The 25,448-nt window shown below is 55.5% G+C and carries 18 protein-coding genes and 1 tRNA gene; 11 read left to right on the forward strand and 8 right to left on the reverse strand.

Annotated features, from left to right (window positions below):
• Positions 1–42: 42 nt before the first annotated feature.
• Positions 43–1,422, reverse strand: a complete 1,380-nt coding sequence (gene ygjG, locus WFO70_RS16985; protein WP_337017734.1) for a putrescine aminotransferase — start codon at positions 1,420–1,422, stop codon at positions 43–45.
• A 429-nt stretch (positions 1,423–1,851) separates the two neighbouring features.
• Between ygjG and WFO70_RS16990 the strand changes: the two genes are divergently transcribed.
• Both WFO70_RS16990 and WFO70_RS16995 read left to right on the forward strand, forming a co-directional pair.
• The gene (locus WFO70_RS16990) at positions 1,852–3,372 is read left to right on the forward strand and encodes a methyl-accepting chemotaxis protein (RefSeq protein ID WP_337017736.1); all 1,521 of its coding nucleotides are present in this window, start codon (positions 1,852–1,854) and stop codon (positions 3,370–3,372) included.
• A gap of 337 nt (positions 3,373–3,709) precedes the next feature.
• Positions 3,710–5,269 (forward strand): methyl-accepting chemotaxis protein, encoded by a 1,560-nt coding sequence (locus tag WFO70_RS16995; protein ID WP_337017738.1) that lies wholly within the window; start codon positions 3,710–3,712, stop codon positions 5,267–5,269.
• Here the strand turns inward: WFO70_RS16995 and WFO70_RS17000 are convergent.
• Entirely contained in the window at positions 5,266–5,760 is a 495-nt protein-coding gene (locus WFO70_RS17000; protein WP_337017740.1) for a PadR family transcriptional regulator, read from the reverse strand. The genes WFO70_RS16995 and WFO70_RS17000 overlap by 4 nt on opposite strands.
• A gap of 149 nt (positions 5,761–5,909) precedes the next feature.
• Between WFO70_RS17000 and WFO70_RS17005 the strand changes: the two genes are divergently transcribed.
• A complete protein-coding gene (locus tag WFO70_RS17005) occupies positions 5,910–6,674 on the forward strand; it encodes a siderophore-interacting protein (RefSeq protein ID WP_337017742.1) in 765 nt (254 codons plus the stop codon).
• Here WFO70_RS17005 and WFO70_RS17010 read toward each other — a convergent pair whose 3' ends face one another.
• Positions 6,675–7,844: a DNA repair protein gene (locus tag WFO70_RS17010; RefSeq protein WP_337017744.1), complete on the reverse strand. Its 1,170-nt coding sequence runs from the start codon at positions 7,842–7,844 to the stop codon at positions 6,675–6,677.
• Between the two features lie 508 nt (positions 7,845–8,352).
• Here WFO70_RS17010 and bcsO point away from each other — a divergent pair.
• The 7 genes from bcsO to WFO70_RS17045 are packed head-to-tail and all read left to right on the forward strand — an operon-like array spanning position 8,353 to position 19,722.
• Complete coding sequence (bcsO, locus tag WFO70_RS17015; protein ID WP_337017746.1) at positions 8,353–8,970, forward strand: cellulose biosynthesis protein BcsO; 618 nt, start codon at positions 8,353–8,355, stop codon at positions 8,968–8,970.
• Complete coding sequence (bcsQ, locus tag WFO70_RS17020; RefSeq protein WP_337017747.1) at positions 8,961–9,767, forward strand: cellulose biosynthesis protein BcsQ; 807 nt, start codon at positions 8,961–8,963, stop codon at positions 9,765–9,767. The genes bcsO and bcsQ overlap by 10 nt, the downstream gene beginning before the upstream one ends.
• A gap of 20 nt (positions 9,768–9,787) precedes the next feature.
• A complete protein-coding gene (gene bcsA, locus WFO70_RS17025) occupies positions 9,788–11,908 on the forward strand; it encodes a UDP-forming cellulose synthase catalytic subunit (protein ID WP_337017748.1) in 2,121 nt (706 codons plus the stop codon).
• The gene (gene bcsB / locus WFO70_RS17030) at positions 11,905–14,370 is read left to right on the forward strand and encodes a cellulose biosynthesis cyclic di-GMP-binding regulatory protein BcsB (protein ID WP_337017750.1); all 2,466 of its coding nucleotides are present in this window, start codon (positions 11,905–11,907) and stop codon (positions 14,368–14,370) included. The genes bcsA and bcsB overlap by 4 nt, the downstream gene beginning before the upstream one ends.
• Positions 14,371–14,383: 13 nt before the next feature.
• A complete protein-coding gene (locus WFO70_RS17035; protein ID WP_337017752.1) occupies positions 14,384–18,256 on the forward strand; it encodes a cellulose biosynthesis protein BcsC in 3,873 nt (1,290 codons plus the stop codon).
• On the forward strand, positions 18,256–18,723 hold the full coding sequence (gene bcsD / locus WFO70_RS17040; RefSeq protein ID WP_337017754.1) for a cellulose biosynthesis protein BcsD: 468 nt from the start codon (positions 18,256–18,258) through the stop codon (positions 18,721–18,723). Before WFO70_RS17035 ends, bcsD begins: the two co-directional genes overlap by 1 nt.
• A 9-nt stretch (positions 18,724–18,732) precedes the next feature.
• Positions 18,733–19,722, forward strand: a complete 990-nt coding sequence (locus WFO70_RS17045) for a glycosyl hydrolase family 8 (protein ID WP_337017756.1) — start codon at positions 18,733–18,735, stop codon at positions 19,720–19,722.
• Positions 19,723–19,762: 40 nt separating this feature from the next.
• Here the strand turns inward: WFO70_RS17045 and WFO70_RS17050 are convergent, their stop codons facing one another.
• Together WFO70_RS17050 and WFO70_RS17055 are read right to left on the reverse strand one after the other, a co-directional pair.
• Positions 19,763–21,016, reverse strand: a complete 1,254-nt coding sequence (locus tag WFO70_RS17050; protein ID WP_337017758.1) for a PTS ascorbate transporter subunit IIC — start codon at positions 21,014–21,016, stop codon at positions 19,763–19,765.
• A 435-nt stretch (positions 21,017–21,451) separates the two neighbouring features.
• The gene (locus tag WFO70_RS17055) at positions 21,452–21,640 is read right to left on the reverse strand and encodes a hypothetical protein (RefSeq protein ID WP_337017760.1); all 189 of its coding nucleotides are present in this window, start codon (positions 21,638–21,640) and stop codon (positions 21,452–21,454) included.
• Positions 21,641–21,718: 78 nt separating this feature from the next.
• Here WFO70_RS17055 and WFO70_RS17060 point away from each other — a divergent pair, with 78 nt between their 5' ends.
• The gene (locus WFO70_RS17060) at positions 21,719–22,171 is read left to right on the forward strand and encodes a hypothetical protein (RefSeq protein ID WP_337017762.1); all 453 of its coding nucleotides are present in this window, start codon (positions 21,719–21,721) and stop codon (positions 22,169–22,171) included.
• Positions 22,172–22,483: 312 nt separating this feature from the next.
• Here WFO70_RS17060 and WFO70_RS17065 read toward each other — a convergent pair whose 3' ends face one another.
• From WFO70_RS17065 to WFO70_RS17075, 3 genes are all read right to left on the reverse strand, one after another.
• Positions 22,484–24,250 (reverse strand): P-loop NTPase fold protein, encoded by a 1,767-nt coding sequence (locus tag WFO70_RS17065; RefSeq protein WP_337017764.1) that lies wholly within the window; start codon positions 24,248–24,250, stop codon positions 22,484–22,486.
• 83 nt (positions 24,251–24,333) lie between these two features.
• Positions 24,334–25,113: a hypothetical protein gene (locus WFO70_RS17070; RefSeq protein ID WP_337017766.1), complete on the reverse strand. Its 780-nt coding sequence runs from the start codon at positions 25,111–25,113 to the stop codon at positions 24,334–24,336.
• A gap of 149 nt (positions 25,114–25,262) precedes the next feature.
• Positions 25,263–25,338: transfer RNA gene (locus WFO70_RS17075), tRNA-Ile, on the reverse strand.
• Between the last annotated feature and the right edge of the window lie 110 nt (positions 25,339–25,448).

Genomic DNA, 25,448 nt, shown 5'->3' on the forward strand with positions numbered 1-25,448 from the left:
CGTCGTTGTAGGCCGGGCAAGCGCAGCGGCGCCCGGCGTGTTTTACGCTTCGGTCACACTCACCCGCAGCGCCGCCAGCGCCTTACGGGCCGCTTTCAGCACCAGCTCACACTGCTCAATCGTCAGCGTCAGCGGCGGTTCAATGCGAATGGTCTTCGAGTTGTTGAGCGTGCCTGCCACCAGCACCCGCTGGCGGAACATCTCACTCGCGAAGCTGTAGCCGGTTTCGTTATCGACAAACTCAATCGCCATCAGCATCCCTTTGCCGCGCGCATCCTGCACCAGGTCGGGATATTCACGCCCTAGCTGGAGGAAACCATCCAGCAGCATGTCGCCTTTCTGCTCCGCCTGAGCGGGCAGGTTCTGTTCCAGCAGCACGTTGATGGTCGCCAGCGCCGCGGCACAGGCCAGTGGGTTGCCGCCAAAGGTGGTGGTGTGCAGGAACGGGTTGTCGAACAGCACTGAGAAGACCTCTTCGGTGGCAACGGTGGCACCAATCGGCATCACGCCGCCGCCCAGCGCTTTGGCCAGGCACAGGATGTCCGGCTGCACGTTCTCATGCTCGCAGGCAAACATCTTGCCGGTACGCCCCATCCCGGTCTGCACTTCATCGAGGATCAGCAGCGCGCCAAACTCATCGCACAGCTGACGCACCGCCGTTAAATAACCCACTGGCGGCAGGATCACCCCGCCTTCGCCCTGGATAGGCTCGAGGATCACCGCGGCCACGTCGTCGCCGGTTTTACGGCATTCGGACAGCGCGGAGCGCATGGCGTTGATGTCGCCGAACGGCACGTGGCGGAAGCCCGGCAGCAGCGGCATAAACGGCTTACGGAAGGTGGATTTCGCCGTCGCAGAGAGAGCACCTAACGACTTGCCGTGGAAGGCGCCGCTGGTGGCAATAAAGGTGAATTTCCCGCGCGGCGACTGGTACGCTTTGGCGAGTTTGATCGCCGCTTCGACCGATTCCGTGCCGCTGTTACAGAAGAAGCTGTATTTCAGTTTACCTGGCGTCAGTGCCGCCAGCGTTTTTGCCAGCATCGCCCGCAGGGGATCCAGCAGTTCCTGGCTATGAAGGGGTTGTTTTGCAAGCTGATTTTGTACGGCGGAAACCACAACTGGATTACGGTGCCCCACGTTGAAAATACCAAATCCACCCAGGCAATCTATAAACTCCTGTCCCTGGGTGTCGACAAGCGTATTAAGACTTCCCGCCTGCCACTCTACGGCTCCGTAATCCCCGCCTGCTGTTACCGATTTTCTGTATTCCAGGAATCCAGGATTGACATGCTCTTTGAAGTAATCAATCACCTCGCGGTTAAGTTGTTTCATCTCCTCATGATCAAGCGTTCGCTTCTCAATGAGATTCAGGGCGTGCGCGGTACAGGCAAGAGCCGACGCGCTGGAGGGTAACCTGTTCAAGATGTGCTCCCGGGAATGGCGTATCACATGATACTGGATTAAGTATTGCAGGCTTTGCGCCACATCCGGTGAGGGGGCAAAAATCGGGATAAACGCCAGGTTAAAATAATGTTACACAATATTTAATCATGCGAAACGGGATTTCGGCGGCAGCGCCCCGGCATTTTCAGAAAGCAGAATGCCCGATGGCAGTGCATTTGCCCTGTTTCAGGGCGGAACGGGCGGGTAACAGGGAGAGGCGGATTCTCCTTTGGGAGTAGTTTCGCTGCGAAACCATTTAATATCAATAGATTAGAAAAGCGTACAAAAAATGCGGTTTAGTCCCGTTTTGCGATCTCAGGCATGTTTAACAACTAAAGATAAATTCGTTAACGCCGAAAAAACGTTACGCCACAAAAATAACATTCAAGTAACCTGCAAGGGATGCCTATGTCGCCTCAACAATTTGTCACACAGTGTGAACACCCACTGAAAGATGACACCACTCTGATGTCCACCACCGATCTGCACAGCTATATTACCCAGGCCAATGACACCTTCGTCCAGGTGAGTGGGTACTCTCTGGGCGAGCTGGTGGGCCAGCCGCACAACCTCGTTCGCCACCCTGATATGCCAAAAGCCGCCTTTGCCGACATGTGGTACACCCTGCAACAAGGGGAACCCTGGAGCGGCATCGTCAAGAACCTGCGTAAGGATGGCGATCACTACTGGGTGCGCGCCAACGCCGTGCCGATGGTGCGCAACGGCCAGACCACCGGGTATATGTCCATCCGCGTGAAAGCCACCCCGGAAGAGATTGCCGCGGTTGAACCTTTATATAAGGCACTCAACGAAGGGCGCAGCAAAAAGCGGGTGCACAAAGGGCTGGTGGTGGCGAAAGGCTGGATCGGCAAGCTGCCCGCGATGCCGCTGCGCTGGCGGGTACGCAGCGTAATGACCGCGCTCTTTCTCGTGCTGGCGGGCACCCTGCTCGCCACCGACGCGAGCTGGGCGGCGCTGGGGGCCAGTGCGCTGGTGATGCTGCTGGGCACCCTGCTGTTTGAGCAGCAGATTGTGCGTCCGGTGGAGAACGTGGCGCGTCAGGCGCTGAAGGTGGCAACCGGCGAGCGCAACAGCGTCGAGCATCTCAACCGCAGCGACGAGCTGGGGCTGACCCTGCGCGCGATAGGGCAGCTTGGCCTGATGTGCCGCTGGCTGATTAACGACGTCTCCAGCCAGGTGGTCAACGTGCGTGACGGCAGCGACCTGCTGGCGAAGGGCAATGACGATCTCAACGATCGCACCCACCAGACGGTGTCGAACGTGAAGCAGACCGTGGAGACCATGAACCAGCTGGCGATGACGGTGCAGAACAACACCCGCACCGCGGTGGACGCCGACAAGCTCTCTATCGCCGCCAGCGACGCCGCCACCGAAGGCGGGCACGCCATGCAGACCGTGGTGAACACCATGGACGAAATTGCCGACAGCACCCAGCGGATCGGGTCCATCACCAAGCTGATTAACGACATTGCCTTCCAGACCAACATCCTGGCGCTGAACGCGGCAGTAGAAGCGGCCCGGGCGGGCGAGCAGGGGAAAGGCTTTGCGGTGGTGGCCGGAGAAGTGCGCCATCTGGCCAGCCGCAGCGCCAGTGCTGCCAACGATATCCGCAAGCTGATCGACGCCAGCGCCAGCAAGGTGATGTCGGGCTCCGAGCAGGTACACGCCGCCGGACGCACGATGGACGACATTGTGGAGAAGGTACAGAACGTTACCCGGCTGATCGCCGAGATCAGCCAGTCGACCTCTGAACAGGCGTCAGGCTTGTCGGAGCTGACCCGCGCGGTCGCCGAGCTGGATTCCATTACCCAGAAAAATGCGGCGCTGGTCGAAACCAGCGCCCAGGTCTCCGCGATGGTAAAACACCGGGCCAAACGCCTGGAAGATGCCGTCACCGTGCTCCATTGAGTCAGTAAGGTTCCAGAAAAGCCGTTTACTCCCGACAGCGTAAACGGCTTTATTATTTGTGCGTTGTGATTATTTTTATCAGTTATTGTTAATGTAATATTAAATAACTAAATAAATCGCCTCAGTTAATTATTCCTGCCTAAGTCAGTTTTCCCCGATGCTCTGTCAAAAATACCACCTCCGGTGGTGACGTAACGATCGATGAGGCGAAATTAATAGCTATCGCCTATCCATTGCCGGAATTATGAAATATAAAAACGATCAAAGTCATAAAGTTAGCGCTTAAGTTACCGATAACGCAGATCGTCTGAGAAATGATCACATTGATGGAGTAAATATGTTCTTACATGACGTAAAGATCGGCACAAAATTATTTCTGGCGTTTGGGTTCTTTATCGTCCTGATGGGGATAAGTGCGAGTTTATCTCTGCTCAGCCTGAACCGGGCGAATAACGGGATGCAGTCCATTATCGCCAGCGATTATCCCACCACGGTAAAAGCTAACCAGTTAATCGACAACTTCCAGGAATTTATTAGCACCCAACAGCTCATGTTGCTGGATGACCAGGGCACGTACCGGGCCCAGTCAGAGCAGCAGCTGAAGGCGATCAGCGAGCGTATCACCGGGATCCTCGGCGACCTGAACACGGCCCTGCAGGATAAAGAGTCCCAGCAGGTGCTGACCGATATTCGCGGAGTGCGCCAGCAGTATCTCGACTCCCGCTATCGTATCCTGCAGGCGGTGCAGAGCAACGACCGGGCGGGGGCCATTGAGGAGATGATGACCAACACCCTCAGCCTGCAGCAGGCCTATAAGGCAAAAGTGCAGGCGCTGATAGCCATTCAGAACAAACATATGCAACGCGCAGGCGTGGAGGTGGACGGCGACTTCAGAAGCAACCGCCTGCTGCTGATCCTCATCACCCTGTTCAGCGTGGCGGTGGGCAGCCTGATGGGCTGGTTTATCGTGCGCTCGATTACCCGTCCGCTGGGCGAGGCGGTTGATTTTGCCCGCTCCATTGCCGACGGCGATCTTACCGGGAGCATCGCCTCGCACGGTAAAGACGAAACCGGCCAGCTGCTCACTGCGCTGATGGAGATGAAAAACCGTCTGCTGGAGATTGTGCAGCAGGTGCAGTTCGGCTCGGAAAATATCTCCACCGCGGCGGCACAGATTGTGGCGGGCAACCAGGATCTGGCTGCGCGCACCGAAGAGCAGGCCAGCTCCGTGGAACAGACGGCGGCGTCGATGGAGCAGATCACCGCAACGGTGAAAAACACCGCATCACATACCGGCGAAGCCACGCATCTCTCCGCAGACGCGGCCAAAGTGGTGAAAAGCAATGGCGAGATGATGAAGCAGGTCACCAGCAAAATGCGTCTGATTAACGAGACCTCCAACCGGATGTCCGACATCATCAACCTGATCGACTCCATCGCCTTCCAGACCAACATTCTGGCGCTGAACGCGGCGGTAGAGGCGGCACGCGCCGGTGAGCACGGTCGCGGTTTTGCGGTGGTGGCCGGTGAGGTTCGCCAGCTGGCTCAGAAGAGCGCCACCTCGGCCAGCGAAATCCGCCAGCTGATTGAGAGCTCAACCAGCCAGACCCAGGACGGCATGGCGCTGGTGGAAAAAGCCAGCGGATTGATTAACGGTATGGTGGGCAACGTTGAGGAGATGGACGGCATCCTGCGCGAGATCCGCCAGGCCAGCCATGAGCAGACGGAGGGCATCTCGCAGATCAACAGCGCGATTGGCCTGATTGACTCCACCACGCAACAGAACTCCGCCCTGGTGGAGGAGTCTGTTGCGGCGGCTTCATCCCTTAACGAACAGGCGATGAACCTGAAGGATCTGGTGAAAGTGTTCCGCGTCAGCGCAGCAGCCACCGCTTAATCCAGCTGATTGATCTCCAGCGACGCGCGGTCGATAACTGCAATAATCTGTTTCAGCTGCGCGTCGCTCAATCCTTCCTGATTGACCTTTAAATCCAGCACCGCTTTAAAATTGTCGAGGGCCCGCTTCATCTGCGGGTTTTTACGCAGCTGGAAACCTACGCAGCGTGCTTTGATGCGCGCCTGAATGTTCTCAAGCTGTTCCAGGTTCTCATCCAGCCAGCGCTGCCCGGCTACGGTGATGGCAATCTGTTTGCGGCCATTCTCTTCGTCGCTGAAGGTGATAAAGCCCTGATCCTGCAAAAAATCCAGCGTCGGATAAATCACGCCAGGGCTCGGGGTGTAGTTTCCCTGGGTCATGCTCTCAATGTCTTTAATCAGCTCATAACCGTGGCTGGCATTGCGGGTCAGGAGGTCCAGAATCACCAGCCTTAACTCACCGTGACCAAAAAAGCGCTGACGGCGTCCGCCGCCTTCGTGTGCCTGTCGCATTAGGATTTCCCTCAAATTTGATATATCTAATTTATATCTAAATGAGTTTTAGATGCAATCTAAAAGATCTTGCATTTTTTCTTATTAGCAATCATTATCATTTAACTTTCATTTTAGATATATCGATTTCACTTTCACGAAGGCAAATTATGACCACAACCCGCTACCCTCAACGTGTCCGTAACGACCTGCGCTTTCGCGAGCTGAACGTGCTCCGCGTGGAGCGTGTCAGCGCCGGTTTTCAGCGCATCGTGTTAGGCGGCGAGGCGCTGGAGGGCTTTACCTCCCGCGGCTTCGACGACCACTCCAAAGTCTTTTTCCCGGAAAAGGGCACGACCTTTATTCCCCCGGTGGTGACGGACGAGGGCGTGGAGTGGGGTGACGGCGTGCGTCCGCAGGCGCGGGATTACACCCCGCTGTATGACGCGGCCCGTCACGAGCTGGCGCTCGACTTCTTTATCCACGACGGTGGGGTGGCAAGCAGCTGGGCCGTGGACGCAAAGCCGGGGGATACCCTCTCCATCGGCGGTCCGCGCGGGTCGCTGGTGGTGCCGGAAGATTACGCCTGGCAGCTCTACGTCTGCGATGAGTCGGGCATGCCCGCCCTGCGTCGTCGTCTGGAGGCCCTGCGCGCGCTGCCGGTGCGCCCGGAGGTTCACGCCGTGGTCACCGTTGCCGATGCCGCCTGTCAGGACTATCTGGCGCACTTAAGCGAGTTCAACATCAGCTGGGTGGTGGGGCATAACGAGCAGGCGGTTGCGGATCGTCTGGCGACGCTCAGCGTGCCGGCAGAGGATTACTTTATCTGGCTGACCGGGGAAGGGAAGGTGGTGAAAAACCTGAGTCGCCTGTTTGAAACCGACGCCATCGATCAGAAGCTGGTGCGTGCCAGCGCTTACTGGCACGCCAAATAATCAGGCCACGTCGTCGAGCTGCGCTTCGCTGACCTGATGTTCCAGCGAGGTGCGCACCTCGTGCAGGGCTCTCTCCTGCTGGGCAAAGTAAGTTTCCATATTGCTCAGCGAGGAGACCAGCAGCCAGGACTCCTCCTTTTCAAGCTCCGCCAGCTCGCTCAACAGGGTGTCGATCTGCTCCCGCACCTGGGCCATCTTTTTGCGGATACGCGTCAGGTCGTTCAGCCTGTCGCTGGCCATCATCGGCTCCAGCCCCTGATGCAGACGGGCCACCAGGGAGCGGATCGCTTTCACGTCGCCACGCTGCTTCGCCTGGTTCAGCTGCACCATCATGGCGTTGGCCTCTTCCTTCAGATCGTCCGCCACCAGATCCGGGTGACAGAGCTTGCTCGCCTGGCGCCAGAGTCGTTTTAACTCGTTCTGATCCTCTTCGGAGAGGTCCTTGCCCTTGCGCAGGCGGATCTCCGCTTCATGCTGCTGCTCGCGGTATTTTTCGTACTCGTCGTTGGCCTCGTCCCGCGCCTGGCGGGCAGGCTCCTCTTCGCGGGTCAGGCCCGTTTCCAGCTCCTGGGCTTCGGCCAGCAGGTTGGCGATCAGGTTACTTTGCTGTTGCAACTGCTTACGCGCCGTGGCGGCCTGCACCGAGTCGGCGGGCAGATCGCGCCAGTGCTGAGTCAGGGTGGTCAGCACCTCCACCGCCTGGGCGACATACTGCTGACAGCGGCGATAGTCCGCTTCCCGACGGCGCGCCTCCGCCTGCTGACGGCGCAGATTCAGCTCCGCCAGGGTTTTGCGCAGGGCAAGGATCTGGCTCATCAGCGGGCCGAGACGGGTGAGGTAGAGGTCGTTAAATTCGTCCAGCTGCTGAACGCGAGCGTTACGCCTGTCGATCAGATCGCGCAGACGCTCTTCCAGCGCCTTCAGCTCCAGCTTGCTGGCAGCCAGCTGTGGATCCCGCCACGTTGTGACGGCGCGCTGGCTCTGTAACCAACGGGCAATAGCCGCTATCGCCCCGGTATAGTTTTTCTGCTCAAGCGCCACGACGATCGCCTGCAGCTCATCGTCAAAGGCTTCGCTTTTTAACCGTGCCAGCTGGCTCTCGATGATGTCGTCATCTTCCAGCTCGATGGCATTTTTAATGATTTCCAGCCGTTTGATCGGTGTGCTCATGATGCTTTTCGCTTTTGCGCTTAAGTATTTGAGTTAAGGATAGTTGTCAGGAAAACAACAGGGAATAATACACATGTCTGATGAATGGCGCGACGGGGGAGTGCGTTAATTTTGCGCCAGAGAGTGAAGTTGTCGCATAGTACTTTTTTAATACATATTACTTATAGTTACCTGTTGGCATTATATCTCCTGTGCTATATTGCCGCTGGATTAATATTTTATTTCATCAGCATTAAACAAAATTTAATCTTGATGTTAGAGGTTATCGAGGGCGGAAAGTGGAGAAATTACGCGATCTGTCGATAAGCTTGTACATAGTATTAGCTCTACGTAATATGCATTAGAACATTTGCTGTACGAATATGAGTAATCGTAAAGGGATGTTCGTTTTGAATGACGATTGTTAATCACCGTTCCCCTTTACATGTTTGTATTCCCACAACACTGTTGTCCCTGGCAAAGTCATGCAGGAAACAAAAATACTGACTTGTGAATCAAGAGTAATACCATGAAAAATTATGATGATTTGCAGCGTTTCAAGGATAAAACGCGCACCGGTGACATCCATTTCAAGGATCTGTCGGCGCAAAACAAACAGGCGTCGAACAGCGGCTGGGCGATTATCAATCAGCTGGCAGGTGTAGATAATGACGCAGCACTGGCGAAGGCCGGCAGCGTGGCGGTGCCCGTTCCGCAGTCCGTTAAACCCGGTGAACTGGATGCGGCTTTTGCCAGCCTGACGAAGACGCCCGTGGCGGAGCCTGCCGGTTCAGCCCCGTCTATCCTGCAGAGCTTAAGTGCTGACAGCGCAGAGAAAGCAGCGCAAGCGCAGCTTAACCCGGCGGCATCTTCTCTGTTCGATCAGCTGCGCCCTGAGGCCACCCCCCACGCGACCGTGAAAGAGACGCCTGTCGCGGCGGCGCCTTCCGCATTCCAGGCCGCGCCCGCGCTCGCGCCGGTCGCTGCACCCGTACCCGCACCTGCTGAGGCAGTGGCCCCGCCAAAACCGGCGGAGCCGGTGCGCTTCGATCAGCTGTTTGCCACCAAAACGTCCGGGCGCGCCAGCCATCCGGTGAAAGATCTTCCGTTACAACCGCTCCTGGAGAGAATCGCTTCATGCCGTTAGTGTGTATTTGCTCGCCAAAAGGCGGAGTAGGGAAAACCACGGTCACGGCCAACCTCGCTTATGCTCTGGCTCGTTCCGGCAATAAAGTTCTGGCCATTGACTTCGATGTACAGAACGCACTGCGCCTGCACTTTGGCGTGCCCTTGTCGGACGGACGCGGCTACGTTGCGCGGGCCAATGAGTCGGCAGACTGGAGCCAGTCGGTGTTGACCGCGGGCAACAATATGTTCGTTCTGCCCTATGGCGAAGTGACGGAAGAACAGCGCATGGTGTTTGAGCATAACCTCACCAGCGACAGCAACTTCCTGGCGCGAGGCTTAAGCTCCCTGCTGAACTATCCGGGGCTGGTCATCCTGGCCGACTTCCCGCCAGGGCCGAACCCGGCGCTGAAGGCGATCTCGCCGCTGGCCGATCTGCATCTGGTGACGCTGCTGGCCGACACTGCGTCGCTGTCCCTGCTGCCCCATATTGAAAACCACCGGCTGACCGGCGGCGCACCGCCAGATAACAAGGCCGGATACTATTTCCTGGTGAACCAGAGTGACAACCGCCGCCATATCAGCCGTGACGTCACTGCCTTCTTACAGCAACGCCTCGGTGACCGCCTGCTGGGCGTGATTAACCGGGATGAAAGCGTGCCTGAGGCCAATGCCTCACAGCAGTCGATACTGGATTTCAACGCCACCTCGGCGGCTGCGTTCGATATCGAGCTGGTGAGTAAGCGTATCGCGGGTATTTTGGGGATCCAGGTCGGTGACGGGGCCGTGCACGCCAATCTGAGAACCTCCAGCTTCTGACGACAATTTCAGGACGTCCTATGAAAAAGGCGCTGTTTTATTTACTGCTATTGGTCTTAGCACCCATCGCCGTATTAATTATTATCACTCCAATGGACAGCCAGAAGCAGTATATCTTCGGCTTAATCAGTATTGGGGCATTGTTGTTGCTGGGCTTTAGCAAACATCATCGTGTGTCGGTGATCATGATGATTGTGGCAGTGTTAATGTCCACACGATATATCTGGTTTCGTGCCACGCAGACGCTGCACTTTAATTCCGAAATAGAGGCCATACTCGGCATCGGGTTATTTCTTGCCGAACTCTATATCTGGATAACCATTATTTTAAGTTATCTGCAAAACCTGTTTCCGCTCCAGCGTAAGATCGTACCGCTGCCCGATGATATGGCGCTGTGGCCGACGGTGGATATCTATATCCCGTCGTACAACGAAAGTCTGGACGTGGTGCGCGATACGGTGCTGGCGGCGCAATGCCTGGATTACCCGGCCGACAAGCTCAAGATCTACCTGCTCGATGACGGCAAGCGTAGCGAGTTTGCGGTATTTGCCGCCAACGTCGGGGTAGGGTACATCACCCGTAACGACAACTCCCACGCCAAAGCGGGCAACCTCAACCACGCCATGAAGCTCACCAAAGGCGAGCTGATCTGCGTCTTTGACTGCGACCACGTGGCGACGCGTATCTTCCTGCAGGCAACCGTCGGGGCCTTCCTGCAAGACCCACGTCTGGCGCTGATGCAGACCCCACACTACTTCTACTCGCCGGATCCGTTCGAGCGTAACCTCTCCGCGGGCCGCGATATTCCCAACGAAGGCCAGCTGTTCTACGGGCAGATCCAGCGCGGGAACGATAACTGGAATGCCACCTTCTTCTGCGGCTCCTGCGCGGTGATCCGTCGCAGCGCGTTAGAGGAGATCGGCGGCTTTGCGGTTGAGACTGTGACCGAAGATGCCCATACCGCGCTGAAGATGCAGCGTCTGGGCTGGAAGTCGGCCTATCTTAATATTCCGCTGGCGGCAGGGCTGGCGACCGAGCGTCTGGTGGTGCACGTCATTCAGCGTACCCGCTGGGCGCGCGGCATGACCCAGATTTTGCGGGTCGATAACCCGCTGCTGGGCCGCGGCCTGAAGTGGCAGCAGCGTCTTTGTTACCTCAACGCCATGCTGTCGTTCCAGTTTGCGCTGCCGCGCGTGGCGTTCCTGACCGCGCCGCTGGCGTACCTGCTGTTTAACCTGAACATTATTCACTCCTCGGCGAGCCTGATTTTCGCCTACATGCTGCCGCACCTGTTCCTCTGTATCTATGTGAACTCGCGGGTCAACGGGCGTTTCCGCTACAGCTTCTGGGGGGAGATCTACGACCTGGTGCTGGCCTTCCATCTGGTGCTGCCGACGGTGATCACCCTGATCTTCCCGAAACGCGGCAAGTTCAACGTGACCGATAAAGGCGCGCTGCTGGACGTGGGCTATTTCGATTTCAGCATTGTGCGCCCACACCTGATCATCGCCGTGCTGCTGGCGGCAGGGGTGGTGGCCGGGATTACGCGCGCCGTCGCCCACGACTACTTTAACGTGGATCCGATGGTTATCGCTCTTAACGTCGGCTGGGGCCTCTACAGCCTGATCTTCCTGCTGGCCGCCATTGCCGTGGCCCGTGAGACCCGTCAGACGCGTAAAACTATCCGTATTGATGCCAACGTGCCGGTGGTGATCCACTACGCCAGCGGCATCTCCTCGCGCAGCCATACCCTGGATCTCTCCATGGGCGGCTGCCGTATTGCGGTGGTGGATGACCGCCACCTGACCGATGAAATCGAAGAGATCGAGCTGCAATTGCAGTCCGGTGCCATCAGCATTCCGGTGAGCGTGATTGCCCACGACGAACAGTACATTCGCCTGATGTTTGCCGAGATCCCGCTGGACCGCCGTCGCGAACTGGTGCGGGTGGTACTGGCCCGCGCCGATGCGTGGATCAACCCGCCAAAACCGCAGGACAACCCGTTCCGCTCGTTGTTTATCATCATTCGCAGCGTGTTCGATCTGTTCTGGCTGACCTGGAAAGACCGTCGTGAAAAGCGCCGTCATCGCCATGAGAACGCACGCCGCGGGAATAACGCCAACGAGGACACTGCTGTATGAAAGGGATGACCCGTAAAGCGCTGCAGATGGCGCTGATGTTTGGCGTGCTGGTGCAGCCGGTGACGGCGGAAGAGCCGACCACCGTGGAATCGCTGCTGCCGGTGGATCTCCCGCCGCCGGTAACAGAGACGGCGCAGCCTGCGGCAGATGCGACGCCTGCTGCGGCCGAAACGGACCCGGCCACGTTGCCTGCCCCCGACACGCTGCCCGCTTTCCAGACTCCACCGGTCGCGGAGACGACCCCGGTGCCTGAGGCTGCGCCTGCCACACCAGCGCCCGATGCCGCGTCTGCGGCGCCGATGGGCATCACTCCTGGCATCACCAGCAGCATCACCGTTGCCCAGATGGGGCAGCCGAACGGCGTGGTGTTGAGCGGTGGTCAGCTGCAGGGCGGGATCGACTTTACTCTCTCTGCGGACCAGGTGATCACCAACGCCCAGCTGGAGCTGAACCTCAAGGTCTCTCCGGCGATGGCCGCCCGCAACACCACCCTGCAGCTGATGCTCAACGGCCAGCCGCTGGGGACGGTGCCGCTGGGCTCCGCCGACAGCAATGTCTCGAGCTATCAGCTGGATATTCCGGCGGCGATGGTGGTGTCCCGCAACAACATCAGCTTCAAAATTAACGACGGAGATGCGCTGCTGTGCCAGCGCGATCTGTCCGACAGCTACCAGGTCACCATCATGCCGAACACCCGGCTGGACCTGGAGGCGCAGCAGCTGAACATCAGCGCGGATCTCAGCCACTTCCCGCGCCCGTTCCTCGATGAAATGCAAATGACGCCGACCACGCTGACCTTCGCGTTCCCGGCCAAAACCCTGCCGGAGCAGGTGGGCGCTGCGGCGCTGATCGCCTCCTGGCTGGGGATCGAAGCGGACTATCGCGGCATCGCCTTTGATGCGCTGCATGACCAGCTGCCGGAGAAAAACGGCATCCTGTTTGGTAAACCGGGCGAGTCCATCGGCGGCTTAACCCTGCCGGCCTCGAACGGGGCCACGCTGCAGGTGGTCGATAACCCGGGCAACCCGATCTACAAGCTGCTGCTGGTGGTGGGAAATAACGAGCAGCAGCTGAAAAGCGCCGCGTGGCGTCTGACCCGCGGGCAGTTCAACGCCCAGACCACCAGCCTGCCGGTTGAAGCGCAGAACATCCCGGTCAGCAAACCTTATGATGCCCCGCGCTGGATCTCGACCGATCGCCCGGTGCTGCTGAGCGAGCTGATGCGTAAGGATCAGAGCCTGACGGTGACCGGCATCTGGCACGAGCCGCTGACCCTGGCCTTCCGCGCCGCGCCCGACCTGTTTATGTGGGATGGCGACACCATTCCGCTGAAAGTGGCCTACCGCTTCCCGTCCGAAAGCTGGATTGACGAGCAGCGTTCCTACCTGTCGATGACCTTCAACGGCGCGTTCCTGCGCAACCTGCCGGTCAACAAACAGGGGCTGCTCGAAAGCCTGTGGCATAAGCTCGGCGGCGATGCGCGTCAGGAGAATGTTGAGGTGCCGCTGGAGCCGTATCTGATTTATGGCGACAACCAGCTGCAACTCTATTTCAACATCCAGACCAAAGAGACCGCGCCGTGCAGCGTGCTGCTCAATAACAACATCAAGAGCCGTATCGACGAAGACTCGAGTATCGATCTGAGCAAAACGCGCCACTTCACGCTGCTGCCGAACCTCTCGTATTTCGTCGGTGCCTCGTTCCCGTTCACCCGTCTGGCGGATTTCTCCCAGACGGTGCTGCTGCTGCCGGAGAACCCGAGCGAAAGCGAGATTAGCACCCTGCTGGATCTCTCTGCCCGTTCCGGTAACGCCACCGGCACCGCGCTGAACAACAACCGGGTGATGTTTGGCCTGCCGTCCGGCGGAGCGAACCTGCTGCGCCTGAGCAACAGCGACGTGCTGGCGGTCTCCTCGTTGAATCAAACCGCCTTTAACCGCGCCCTGCTGGCGCAGTCGCCGTTTGTCAGCAACGAGCACAGCTTTGGCGTGCGCCAGCCCAAAATGTGGGAAAAAGCGCAGCGTCTGCTGGAGGGGGACTGGAACGCGTCGGGCGTGGATGCCGACCGCTACTTCTCGTCTAACGAATCCTGGCGCGGCTTTGTCAGCTTCCGCTCCCAGTGGAACCCGGAGCGTCTGGTGGTGATGGCGATCGGCAGTGACGACGCCCAGCTGGCGCGTCTGCATACCGACCTCAACTCCGCCCGTATAAACGCCGGCATCCGCGGCGATACCGCGATCATCACCGATGAGAACGGCGTGCGCAGCTTCCGCGTCGGCCCGCAGTTCCCGAGCGGCCAGATGCCCTGGTACATGATGGTGGTGTGGTATGCCACGCAGCACTCCGCCATGCTGGCGATTTTTGGACTGCTGTTCGCGTCGATTATTGGCCTGAGCCTCTACTCGTTACTGAAAAAACGCGCGCACAAACGTCTTAACCCACAGGATTCAGATCGTGAGTAAGGGTGGTAACACTATGGACAATAAAAACAAAACCGCCGGACATCTGCCTGTACTTTGCCTGGTCAGCGGGCTGGCGATCGGGGGCCTCCAGGGTGCCCAGGCGGCAGATGCCACGCAGTCGGCCAATAACCCGGCGCTGAAAGCGCTGTTCGATCAGGCCAACTACTGGCACGAGAAGTCTCACGATAACCTGGCAATGGAATCGCTGAAGAAAGTGCTGATGGTCGACGCCAACAACACCCAGGCGTTGTACCTGATGGCCCTGTGGTCGCAGCAGGCCGGTGACATCAAAGGGGCGGCCCAGTGGCGCGAGCGTTTAGCGGCGGTTTCGCCGCAGGATGCCAATTTGCAGGCGCTGGATAATGCCAAACAGATGCAGCAGGTGCCGCGCGGCCAGCTGGAGCTGGCCCGTCAGCAGGCGCGCAGCGGCAACATTCCCGCCGCGCTGGCCACCTGGCAGAGCCTGTTTACCGGCAACCAGCCGCCGCCGAGCCTCGCCCCGGAATACTATCTGACCATGGCGGGGGACAAGTCCCTCTACCCGCAGGCGGTGAGCGAGCTGCGGCAGCTGCGCGTGCAGTATCCGCAGGATAACAACGTCAAAATCGCGTTGGGCAAAGTGCTGACCTACCAGGAGAGCACCCGTCGCGAGGGGATGAACATCCTGCAGGATCTGGCGAGCGGCAATCAGGATGCGGATAAATCCCTGCGTCAGGCCCTGCTGTGGCTCGGGCCGCAGGCGGGCGACGAAGCCTACTACCAGACCTTCCTCCAGCGTCATCCGAACGACACGGCGGTGCAGGATTATTATCGCAAGAGCATCGGTGGGGCGGCCAAAGGCGAAGGCTATGCGGCGCTGAACAGCGGCAATACCGATACCGCGCGCGGCCAGTTTGAGCAGGTGCTGAAGGCCAACCCGGAAGATGCCGATGCGCTGGCCGGGATGGGCTACGTGGCCCTGCGCAAGGGCGACTACGCCGCGGGGGCGCAGTACCTGAACCGGGCGGCCAGCCTTGGCGGTGCGGCCTCTGACGAGCGCAAACAGCAGGCGCAGGATGCCGAATTCTACGGCCAACTGGCCCAGGCCCAGGCGGCGTATAAGCAGGGTAACGTCAGCCAGGCGCTGGCCCTGAGCGCCCCCCTGACCCAGCGCAGCGGCGAGCAGGGGGCGGCGGCGAAGCTGTTCCGCGCCGACGTCCAGCGGCATAACAAAGACTACACCGCGGCAGAGCAGACCCTGCGCGGCCTGCTGACCGAGCAGCCGAATAACGGCTCGGCGCGGGAAAACCTCTACTACGTCCTGCGCGAGCAGAACAAAACCGCCGAAGCCCAGGCGATGTTGCAGACCCTGCCCGCCAGCCTGCAGGCGAGGCTGGCACCGCGCGTCTCCGGCGGCAACCCGACCGATCCGCTGCGTCGTCAGGCCCAGCAGGCTGCGGCCAGCGGCGATCCGCAGCGCGCCATCGCCCTGTTACAGCAGGGCACGGCCCGCTATCCGTCCGATCCCTGGCTGCGTCTGGATCTGGCCCGTCTGCTGCAGAAGCAGGGGCGAAGCGCGGAGGCGGCTAACGTCATGACCCCTGCGTTCCGTCCGAACGCCAGCAACAGCGAACTCTACGCGGCGGCCCTGTTCGCCAGCGAAAACAACGCCTGGCAGCAGTCGCAAACCCTGCTGTCGCGCATTCCGGCCTCCAGCCAGAACAGCGATATGCGCGAGCTCTCCCAGCGGGTGAATTACAACCTGCAGATGGACGTGGCCGAACGCTATCTGGCCCAGGGCGACCGCACCGCGGCGGCCAACACCCTGAAAGCGCTGGCGGCACGTCCGCCGCAAAGCCCGGCCGATGCGGGCAAGCTGGCGCGGATGCTGGCCCAGAGTGGCGATGTCACCACTGCGGTGAGCGTGGTGCATGACAACATGCGCCGCGGGGTGCAGGGTAACGCCGGGGATTATGCCGATCAGGTGGCGGTCCTGAACCAGGCCGGACTGGGCGGCGAAGCTCAGGCCTGGCTTGCCAGCCCGGAGCTGCAATCGCGCAGTACCCCGACCCAGCTGGCGAGCATTCGCAACGGCTACGTGATCAACGAGGCCGATCGTCTGCGCGTGCAGGGCAACTACGCGGCGGCTTACGACAAGCTGATCCGCGCCATGCAAAACGATCCGCAGAACACCGACCTGATGTTTGCCATGGCCCGCGTCTATCAGTCCGGGAAGATGAACAAAGAGGCCGGGGTGGTTTACGACTACCTGATGACCCGCGACACGCCGCAGCAGGATGCACGCGCCGGGGCCATCGACGTGGCCCTTGCCAGCAACAATGTGGATAAAGCGAAGCAGCTTTCCGCCGGGCTGACCAACGACAGTACCCCGGAGCGCTTGCTGCTGCTGGCCCGGGTCTCCGAGGCTCAGGGCAACCATCAGCAGGCGATGAGCTATCTGCGCACCGCGCGCGGCAAGCTGCTCGGCCTGCAAAACAATACCGGCGAAACGGCCCCGATGCTGGGTGGCCTGGCGCTGGCGGACAACCCGTTTGTTGGCACCTCCAGTTCGGGCGCGGTGGCAGATCCTGCGTCCCTCTACGGCCAGGCGATGCCGTGGCAGGTGGCCCAGCTGGCGCGTAATCCACAGACCGCCCCGCCAGGCACCGTGCGTACCGATCTGCCGGTGGAAACCGCCCAGGCCGGGACGCTGCGTCAGGTGGATAACATGATGGAGATGCTGGTGGACAAAACCGCCACCTGGGCGCGGGGCTCTACCGCTCTGCGCGCCCGTGATGGCGAAGAGGGGCTGAGCAAGCTGACGGAGATCAAGGCCCCGCTGCAGTGGTCCACGGTGCCGTTCGGCGATTCGCGTCTGGATGTGAACGTCACGCCGATCAGCCTCGATGCTGGTACCTCTTCCGAGGAGTCCAGCCGCCGGTTTGGTACCGGGGCGCTGATCCAGGGCGGGGTGGCCGAGGAGCTGTATAACGCCTCCACCACCACGCCGCCTGAGCTGCCGAACATCGACAAGATCAAGGTGCCGTCCCAGGGCTCGCAAAGTGCGCAGGGCGTGGAAGTGGCGATGGCGCTTACCGGCGAGCAGTACAAACTTGATGTCGGCTCCACGCCGCTGGGCCAGGATCTGAACACCCTGGTGGGTGGCGTGCAGTGGTCGCCGCAGCTGACGGATTACCTCAAGCTGGTGCTGACCGGCGAGCGTCGCGCGGTGGTGGACAGCCTGCTGTCATACGTCGGGGTGGAAGACAAGTACAGCGGCAAGAAGTGGGGCCAGGTCACCAAAAACGGCGGCAGCGCCCAGCTGAGCTATGACAATACCGATGCGGGCTTCTACGCCGGATTTGGCATCTACGACTACATCGGCGAGAACGTGCCGAGCAACACCAGCGTCAACGGTTCGGCGGGGGTCTATTTCCGTCCGTACTATGCTGCCGATCGCGAGTTAAAAGCCGGCATCAACATGAACTACATGAACTTCGACAAGAACCTGAGCTACTTCAGCTACGGTCAGGGGGGGTATTTCAGTCCGCAGGATTACATCAGCGTCTCCTTCCCGGTGGATTACACCCAGAAGTTCGACAACTGGAAGCTGGGCTTAGGGGCGTCGGTGGGGTATCAGTCCTACTCCCAGGATGAGAGCCCGTACTTCCCGACGGATAAGGCCATGCAGAGACAGCTGGAAGATTATGTCTCCCGTGGCTTCGCCAAAGAGGCATTCTACAAAGGCAACAGCGAGAACGGGCTGGGGTATAACCTGCGCGCATCCACCGACTACAAACTTAATAAAGACATGACCATCGGCGGGCAGGTGGGGTATGACACCTTCGGGGATTACAACGAAAGTACCGCGACCCTCTACTTCCGCTACCTTCTGGGGAACAAGTGATGAATGACCAACAGCTTTTACAGTATTACCAGAATCAACAGACGCAGTCCGGTTGGTTTTCGCTGATCCACGTGATGGTTGAGAAGATGGTCGCCAACGTCGGCGAGGCGCAGAGCCGCTCGTTCCTCGTGCAGATGGGCGACGCGCTGGGCGAACGCTTCCCGCTGGCGCTTGCCCACACCCTGGGCGAACTCGAAGCGCAGATCAATGCCCGGCTCGCGGCTTTTGACTGGGGCTATATTGATATGGATGCCAGCGACACGGCGATCCGCATCGTGCATACCGCCATACCGGTGCCGCCGGAAGAGGCAAAACAGATGGCGTGGAACCACGCCTTCAGCGCAGTGCTGGAGGGGCTCTACGCTCGCTGGCTGCGCGAGCAGGGCGGCAAATCACACGTATCGCTGTGGCGCGAGGCTTCCCCCTCGGCTACGGTTATCCATTTCAGATATCAAAACAATCAATAAGGATCGGCCATGTGGCAGCGAAGTAAAACCCTGATTCTGGTGCTGGGGATGATATTAAGTCATCAGGCCTTTGCCGGCCCCGCCTGGGACAGCTACAAAGCGCGATTTTTAATGGCGGATGGCCGCATCATTGATACCGGCAACAACAGTGTGAGCCACACTGAAGGGCAGGGCTTCGCCATGATGATGGCGGTGCGTAACAACGACCGCGCCGGTTTTGACAAAATCTGGGGCTGGACCAAAAAGAACCTGCAAAACCCGCAGACGGGGCTGTTCTACTGGCGTTATAACCCGGTTGCGCCGGACCCGATCGCCGACAGAAACAACGCCACCGATGGCGATACCTTTATCGCCTGGGCGCTGTTAAAAGCGGGCACCCAGTGGAACGACAGCAGCTATCTGAACGCCTCAGACGCCATCACTAAATCGCTGCTGGCCCGCAACGTGATCAGCTTTGCCGGTTACCGCGTGATGCTGCCCGGCGCGAAAGGCTTTAACCTCAACAGCTATGTGAATCTTAACCCGTCCTATTTCATCTTCCCGGCCTGGGAAGATTTCGCGAAGCGCAGTCATCTGACGGTGTGGCGTGATCTCATCAACGACGGGCAGAAGCTGCTGGTGAAAATGCGCTTCGGTAACACCCAGATGCCCGCGGACTGGGTTTCTCTCTATGCCGACGGGCACGTGACCCCGGCGAAAGAGTGGCCGGCGCGCTTTAGCTACGATGCGATCCGCGTCCCGCTGTATATCAAGTGGGCCAATGCCTCCAGCCCGCTGATGGCCCCGTATACCGCGTACTGGGGACGTTTTGCCCGTAATCAGACGCCTGCCTGGGTGAATGTCACCACTGGCGATCCTGCGCCTTATATGATGGAAGGCGGCCTGCTGGCGGTTCGTGATTTGGCGATGGGACAACTCCCGGCGGGCGATCCACAGATCACCACCCAGGAGGATTATTATTCTGCGAGTCTGAAGATGCTGGTGTCGCTGGCGAAATAGAGACAGTAAAAACCGGCCCGAATACGGGCCGGTAGCAGGATTAATGTGCCAGACCGAAGGTGTATTTGATGATAGCGGACAGGAAGGTGAAGTCCGGATCCGCAAAGGTCACCGCCGTCACGCCCAGGTGGTTAAACAGCGGCAGCACCAGCGCCGGCAGGAAGCAGAGCAGCAGACCATTCACGAAACTCGCCAGCACCGCCCCACGGAACCCACCCGTTGCGTTACCAAAGATCGCCGCGCTACCGCCAGTTATGAAGCTGGCCATAATGCCCGGGATAATGATCGGCAGACCGATGAACGGGAAGATCGCCACGCAGCATAGTTCCGCGACAAAGCTCACCAGGAAGCCCACCAGTACCGCGTTCGGTGACTTGTCGAACAGCACCATCGGATCCACAGCCGGAACAGAACCCGGCGCCACCACCTGCGAAAAGCCCCTGAACGCAGGCACGATCTCTTCGGTAAACATCACCACGCCTTTTTTAGCGATATAGAGACCGCCCGCGAAGGTGGCGGATTTCTCCAGCAGCCAGACAAAGTAAGGTTTGTTCGCCAGCACGTTGTTGAGGAAGGCCTCTTCCGCAAAAATGGAGGAGATGCCCAGCAGGAAGAACATGGTAATAAAGGTCGCCACGTCCGGGTTTTTCAGGAAGCTGAATTTACCGCTGACTTTCACCTCTTCGACGTTGACCGAGGTATCGCCAAACCATTTCCCAAGATACGAGCCGATAATATAGGAACTGGAGGCGGCATGGGCGATACAGTAATCGTTATGGCCGATAATTTTACGGCTAAAGCGCGACAGAATGGTCGGGAACACCGCCATATAAGCGCCGATCACCAGCGAGCCGAAAATAATGGCGAACTGCTCGCTATAACCTAATCCCACCAGGGCGGCGGTGACCGAAAAGGCCATAAAGACGATCAGGTGCAGCGACAGGTAAATGGATTTAAATCGGGTATAACGGGCCAGCAGCACGTTAATGATCATCGCGAAGAATAATATGAACGCCGCCGGTCGGCCGAGGGTATCGATGGTCAGCGCCATAATCGCTTCGTTGCTGGGCACGACCCCACGCAAGCCAAACGCATTGGTAAAGATATCGCTGAACATGGTTAATACGCCGCCGAGAATACTCCCGCCGGTTTTAATTAATACAAAACCAATAAAGGCGAGGAGGGTGCCTTTAATAATATCGGTGAGACTACTTCTTTGTAATGCCAGACCTAAAAAAGCAATGAACGCGACGATAATCGCGGGCGTGCCAAGTATTTTAATAATGTAATCCACGATAGTTTTCCGTATTTAAGAGAGTATCAAAATAGTCAGTTAAAATTTTCAGGCCGAACGCATCCCCGAGAGTTATCCCGATAGTTATTTTCTGGCGCTGTAAAATAAATAGTTAAATAAGTCTGTTAGTTTTGGGTAAAAGCGTCTCCGCAATCACGATTTAAAATATGATCACAAATAAATGTTTTGTTTTTAATGCCGTTTGAATGCGCTAAGACATGCTCATCATTTTTCACACCTGTTAGTCATCTGCATAAAAACCCTGCTATCTGTATGGTCGGATATCTTAACAACATCCGAAAAGTAAATTGTGATGGAGATACCTAAAACGCCATTTCATTTTACAAAAAATGACGATTCGTTTTTGATGGGGCGTTGAAGTCGGGATTCTGGAAGGCGGCTCGCAGAGATGAAAACCGGGACGGGATTTTGCTTTTAGCGGGACGGGGAGAGGAGTAGGGTGAAGGCGTTGCAGGAGAAACTGCAGCCGGGCGTAGGAACCCGATTCAGTACAAGGCGACCCAGATTCACTTTCTGGTGTCCTGCCAGCGCGTATCCCGATAAAATTACGGTGGCGCTGGCGGAGCAGCCGAAAGGCTGGCCGATCCCCTTGTACGTCGGCATTCCTACCTCCGTCAGCGTCACCCCCCGAGCGTAGGAACTCTGGCGGTGATCTCATTCTTTGTACAAGGAGGCTGCCTTATGGCTACGATCCCAACCCCGTCTTATCCCGAATTTGACGAAAGCGTTATTCATCACCTGCTCACCGCGCCGCTCCCCGCCACGGCCGACCTGTTTGAAGTCACGGACCTGTGCACGGCCTATGTGAATGTCTTACTGGAAACGAAAGAGGTGTCCACGCGTCTGGCGTTTTGCGGACGGTTATCTCATGTGCTCGCTCGTCTGGCACAGCTGTGCGATGAAGATTTACCCCCGCACCTGGTGGCGCAGCTTACGGTTGATGAGCCGCCCGAATCCGCGATGCCGCACTGCTGGCAAGACACCTGTTTGATGGTGGAGTATCTGCGCTCGCTGAATCAGGCGTTACTGGGAAATACGCTGCCGGAGAAGGTGGCGGAGGACCTGGCGGGACTGCTGCATGACATGGTGTATATCCTGCGGGATTATGTGCGGGAGCCGTACCGGACGCATTAATATTGTCTGTAATGAGGCTGGCGGTTGCCGCTGGTCTTAATTTATTTTCAAAGCAGGCAACGGAAGTGAGTGCACAATATATTAATATTCTTTATGAACCACTCACTATACAAACGAAAAAGGAGTCAGATAATTTCTTATCTGACTCCTTTTTTATCTTGTGGCCCCTGCTGGACTAGAACCAGCGACCAGAAAATTATGAGATTATTGTTATATGCTTAAAATCGTAAGTTATGCTTTATGAAGAATTAATTATTAATCTAATGTAGAGTAGTGCAATCTAATATGAATTTTCTTGTGCAACATTAATCCTCAGATTTGGCACATCAGTCTCTCAAGTCTTAAACGCTCGAAGCCAGTACATTTAGCTGCCTTGTGAAGTAGTATAGCATTTACTTTTCGAGCCCAAGTTAGTTCTTCAGATAGCTCATTGTAAATAGCTCCAGAGGAATACCTATCCTTTAAACCTCGTGAGATCTTTTGATGATTTGCAAGCGGGCTGTTAAGCCAATGTTCTACAAATTCGTGCGGTTTAATGGATTTTAGTATATCAATATATGCATATTTCCCTTGGCTATTATAGCCGGGAGCCACTAATTCTGAGAAATCGCAAGGTATATTTGTAAAAGACTCAAGAATTTCTTTGATGTACTGCGGGTACATTTTTTTGTTTGCAATTATCATGAAGTGATCAACTAAATCGAACATCTTTGTAGAAACATGTCTATATTCATCTTTGATCCAATAACTATATCCATGCGATGAGTCTCTGAAATTATTAAATCTTTTATTGTTCTGTGATGGGGGGAGTAAATTATCATTAATCAGGCGCTTAAGATAGCAATGTAGTTGATTAAATACTTCATCATAAGTTAGTGAATGTGCCTGAATTAATGACATTAAAAGTTTTAAATTAAATATGTGAAGTATTATTCCTGGATCAGTAAGCTTATTATTTCTTAGCTCATATTCGATATCATTTAAAACACCTTTAGTTTCTTCTGACGTCTTTTCGTCAAAGTTCATCAATCGTAACCATGAAGGCGAGTCGGCGGATTCCAAAAATCTATTAGCACTAATATCATTATTGATTGAATTACTATCATAGTAGCCTTTAGAAAGACAGTTAATCAATGTTTCATCGTTAAAAGTATTTCGTGAGAGATCTATTGTTAGACCATTTTTTTTATAAGAGTCACTTAATTTCAGTATTGCTGGTGCATTGGTCTTATCTTTTGAAACATGATATTTGATGCAGACGGCTGCTCTGTCAGTTAGATCTACCTCGTGAATATTTCCGTATCTGAACGCTATAGAAAATGCTGTGAAGAAAGTAAATACATCATCCATAACGTTATGATTTTGTTTGTATTTTTCATCTATATTGTCAAATAAACGTAAGCAATCTTTTAAGGTGTGCTTCAAGATCCGCATTGATTTGCAATTTGAGGCAAGGAATGTATTAAGAATGCATTTTTTAATTGAATTAGGTATGCATTCTTTGTTTTCTTCTTTGATAAAATATTGAAAAATATCTTCAATGTTTGGCTCTACTTTTAATGTTTGTCCAATGACTTTTTCTTTAGACTCACCAAATGATAACTTTATTTTTTCGTCATGAGCAATCGCAATTACTTTACAACCATGATGCTCAACATACTTGTTTATTACTCCTAGAATACTATTTATGTCAACTGAACAGCGTTCGATATCATCAAAAACAATAACCTTATCAGTTTTCACCTCTTCTTTTATTACAGCGTTTGCTACTTTTCCAATTATCCCACCTAACCCAAATGTCATAGCATCTATACCAACGTTAGCGTCGCTTATACCATTAGCCGCGCCTTTTGCGAAAGCTTTAATGGGAGACATCTTATAAAAAACGTTAGCATATATATCTTCAACGGTTGAAATATCAAAGAGACTTACATAATACATTTCATTTTCTGAAAATATATTTTTTATTTGATGGGTCTTTCCTGACCCCCATTCACCAGTAACAAGAACGGCGTAACCTGGTTTAATTAGGGTGTTATAATAATTGATGTATGTTGTAAAATATGTAAGATTATTCATATAAATTCTCTTATCTTGTTAAAGGGTTAAGGAAGAATACATCATTCTGGATAGTCCGGAGTAAAGGCGGATATCGAATTTATTTAGCTGTTTAGGTTAGCCCTGACTCTTTTAAAATCGGTTTCTGCGTGCTCTCTGGCTTTGATGGCTCTTTCTAATGCAGATTTGATTCGCGAAGATATACTTTGTGAATGACCTATTCCATAGGCAGATTCTTCTAACTGGAATTCTTTCAAACATTCTAAAGCTAATCTAAGGCTGCATTCTGCTTGATGGTCTATGTAGTTAAAAATATTTGAAGGTATTTGTACCTCTCGTTTCCACCAGTCATTTACAAAGGCTTCAAGATCAAAGAGCGAATCGTAATAAGCTATTAGCTTAATAGCTTTACTTGTGGGTAAGTCTCTAAATTGAGGAAAGTTAGGATATAACAAGGGAAGGTAAGGTAAAAAATCTTCCTTTAAATCACATAAATTAACTGTATTGTAGATATCAGGTTTTAAAGGGTATGTCTGTACACCACTTCTATTATTTTCTTGCGCAGTGATACTATAGTTAATTATTGCACGCTCCTGAATATTAAGAACTCTGGCTACAGTACGCAAAAGTTCAGGAGTGAGATATTTTTCTGCATCCTTTTCTTTTTGTTTCTTCGACTCAATTTCTTTTTTACGTGAATTGAAATCTGAGATCCACGCCCCGAGCAATGATGCACCTGCTCCGAATAATGCCCCTGCCACAGCAGAAAACTTCATTGTTAGAAGGAATATCATTCCTAATGCGAAAAGTGTTATTGATGGTCCTAAATGCGGGTTGGTTCTGAAAAAAATCACTACTGAATAAAACGCATTTTTCACTTTCATGTCAGTTGAACCTCATATCCAAGCAAGGAACGTTCCTTTTAGGGAATTGGATTTAACATCTAATGCGACACGATTACGACAATCATTCACAGATACAAAAAAGCCACCTTAAATAGGTGGCATAACCATATGATTATAAAGGAAAAATTTGGTGGCCCCTGCTGGACTTGAACCAGCGACCAAGCGATTATGAGTCGCCTGCTCTAACCACTGAGCTAAGGGGCCGTGGCGGAGGATTATAAAGTAACTCCTCGCCGCAATCCAGCCATACCCACCTGCCTGCTGTTTTTATAAACAACCCATTTTCAATCTCTTATACTTAGAGCCTGAACCAT

The organism is Leclercia sp. AS011 (assembly GCF_037152535.1).
Taxonomy (GTDB): Bacteria; Pseudomonadota; Gammaproteobacteria; order Enterobacterales; family Enterobacteriaceae; genus Enterobacter.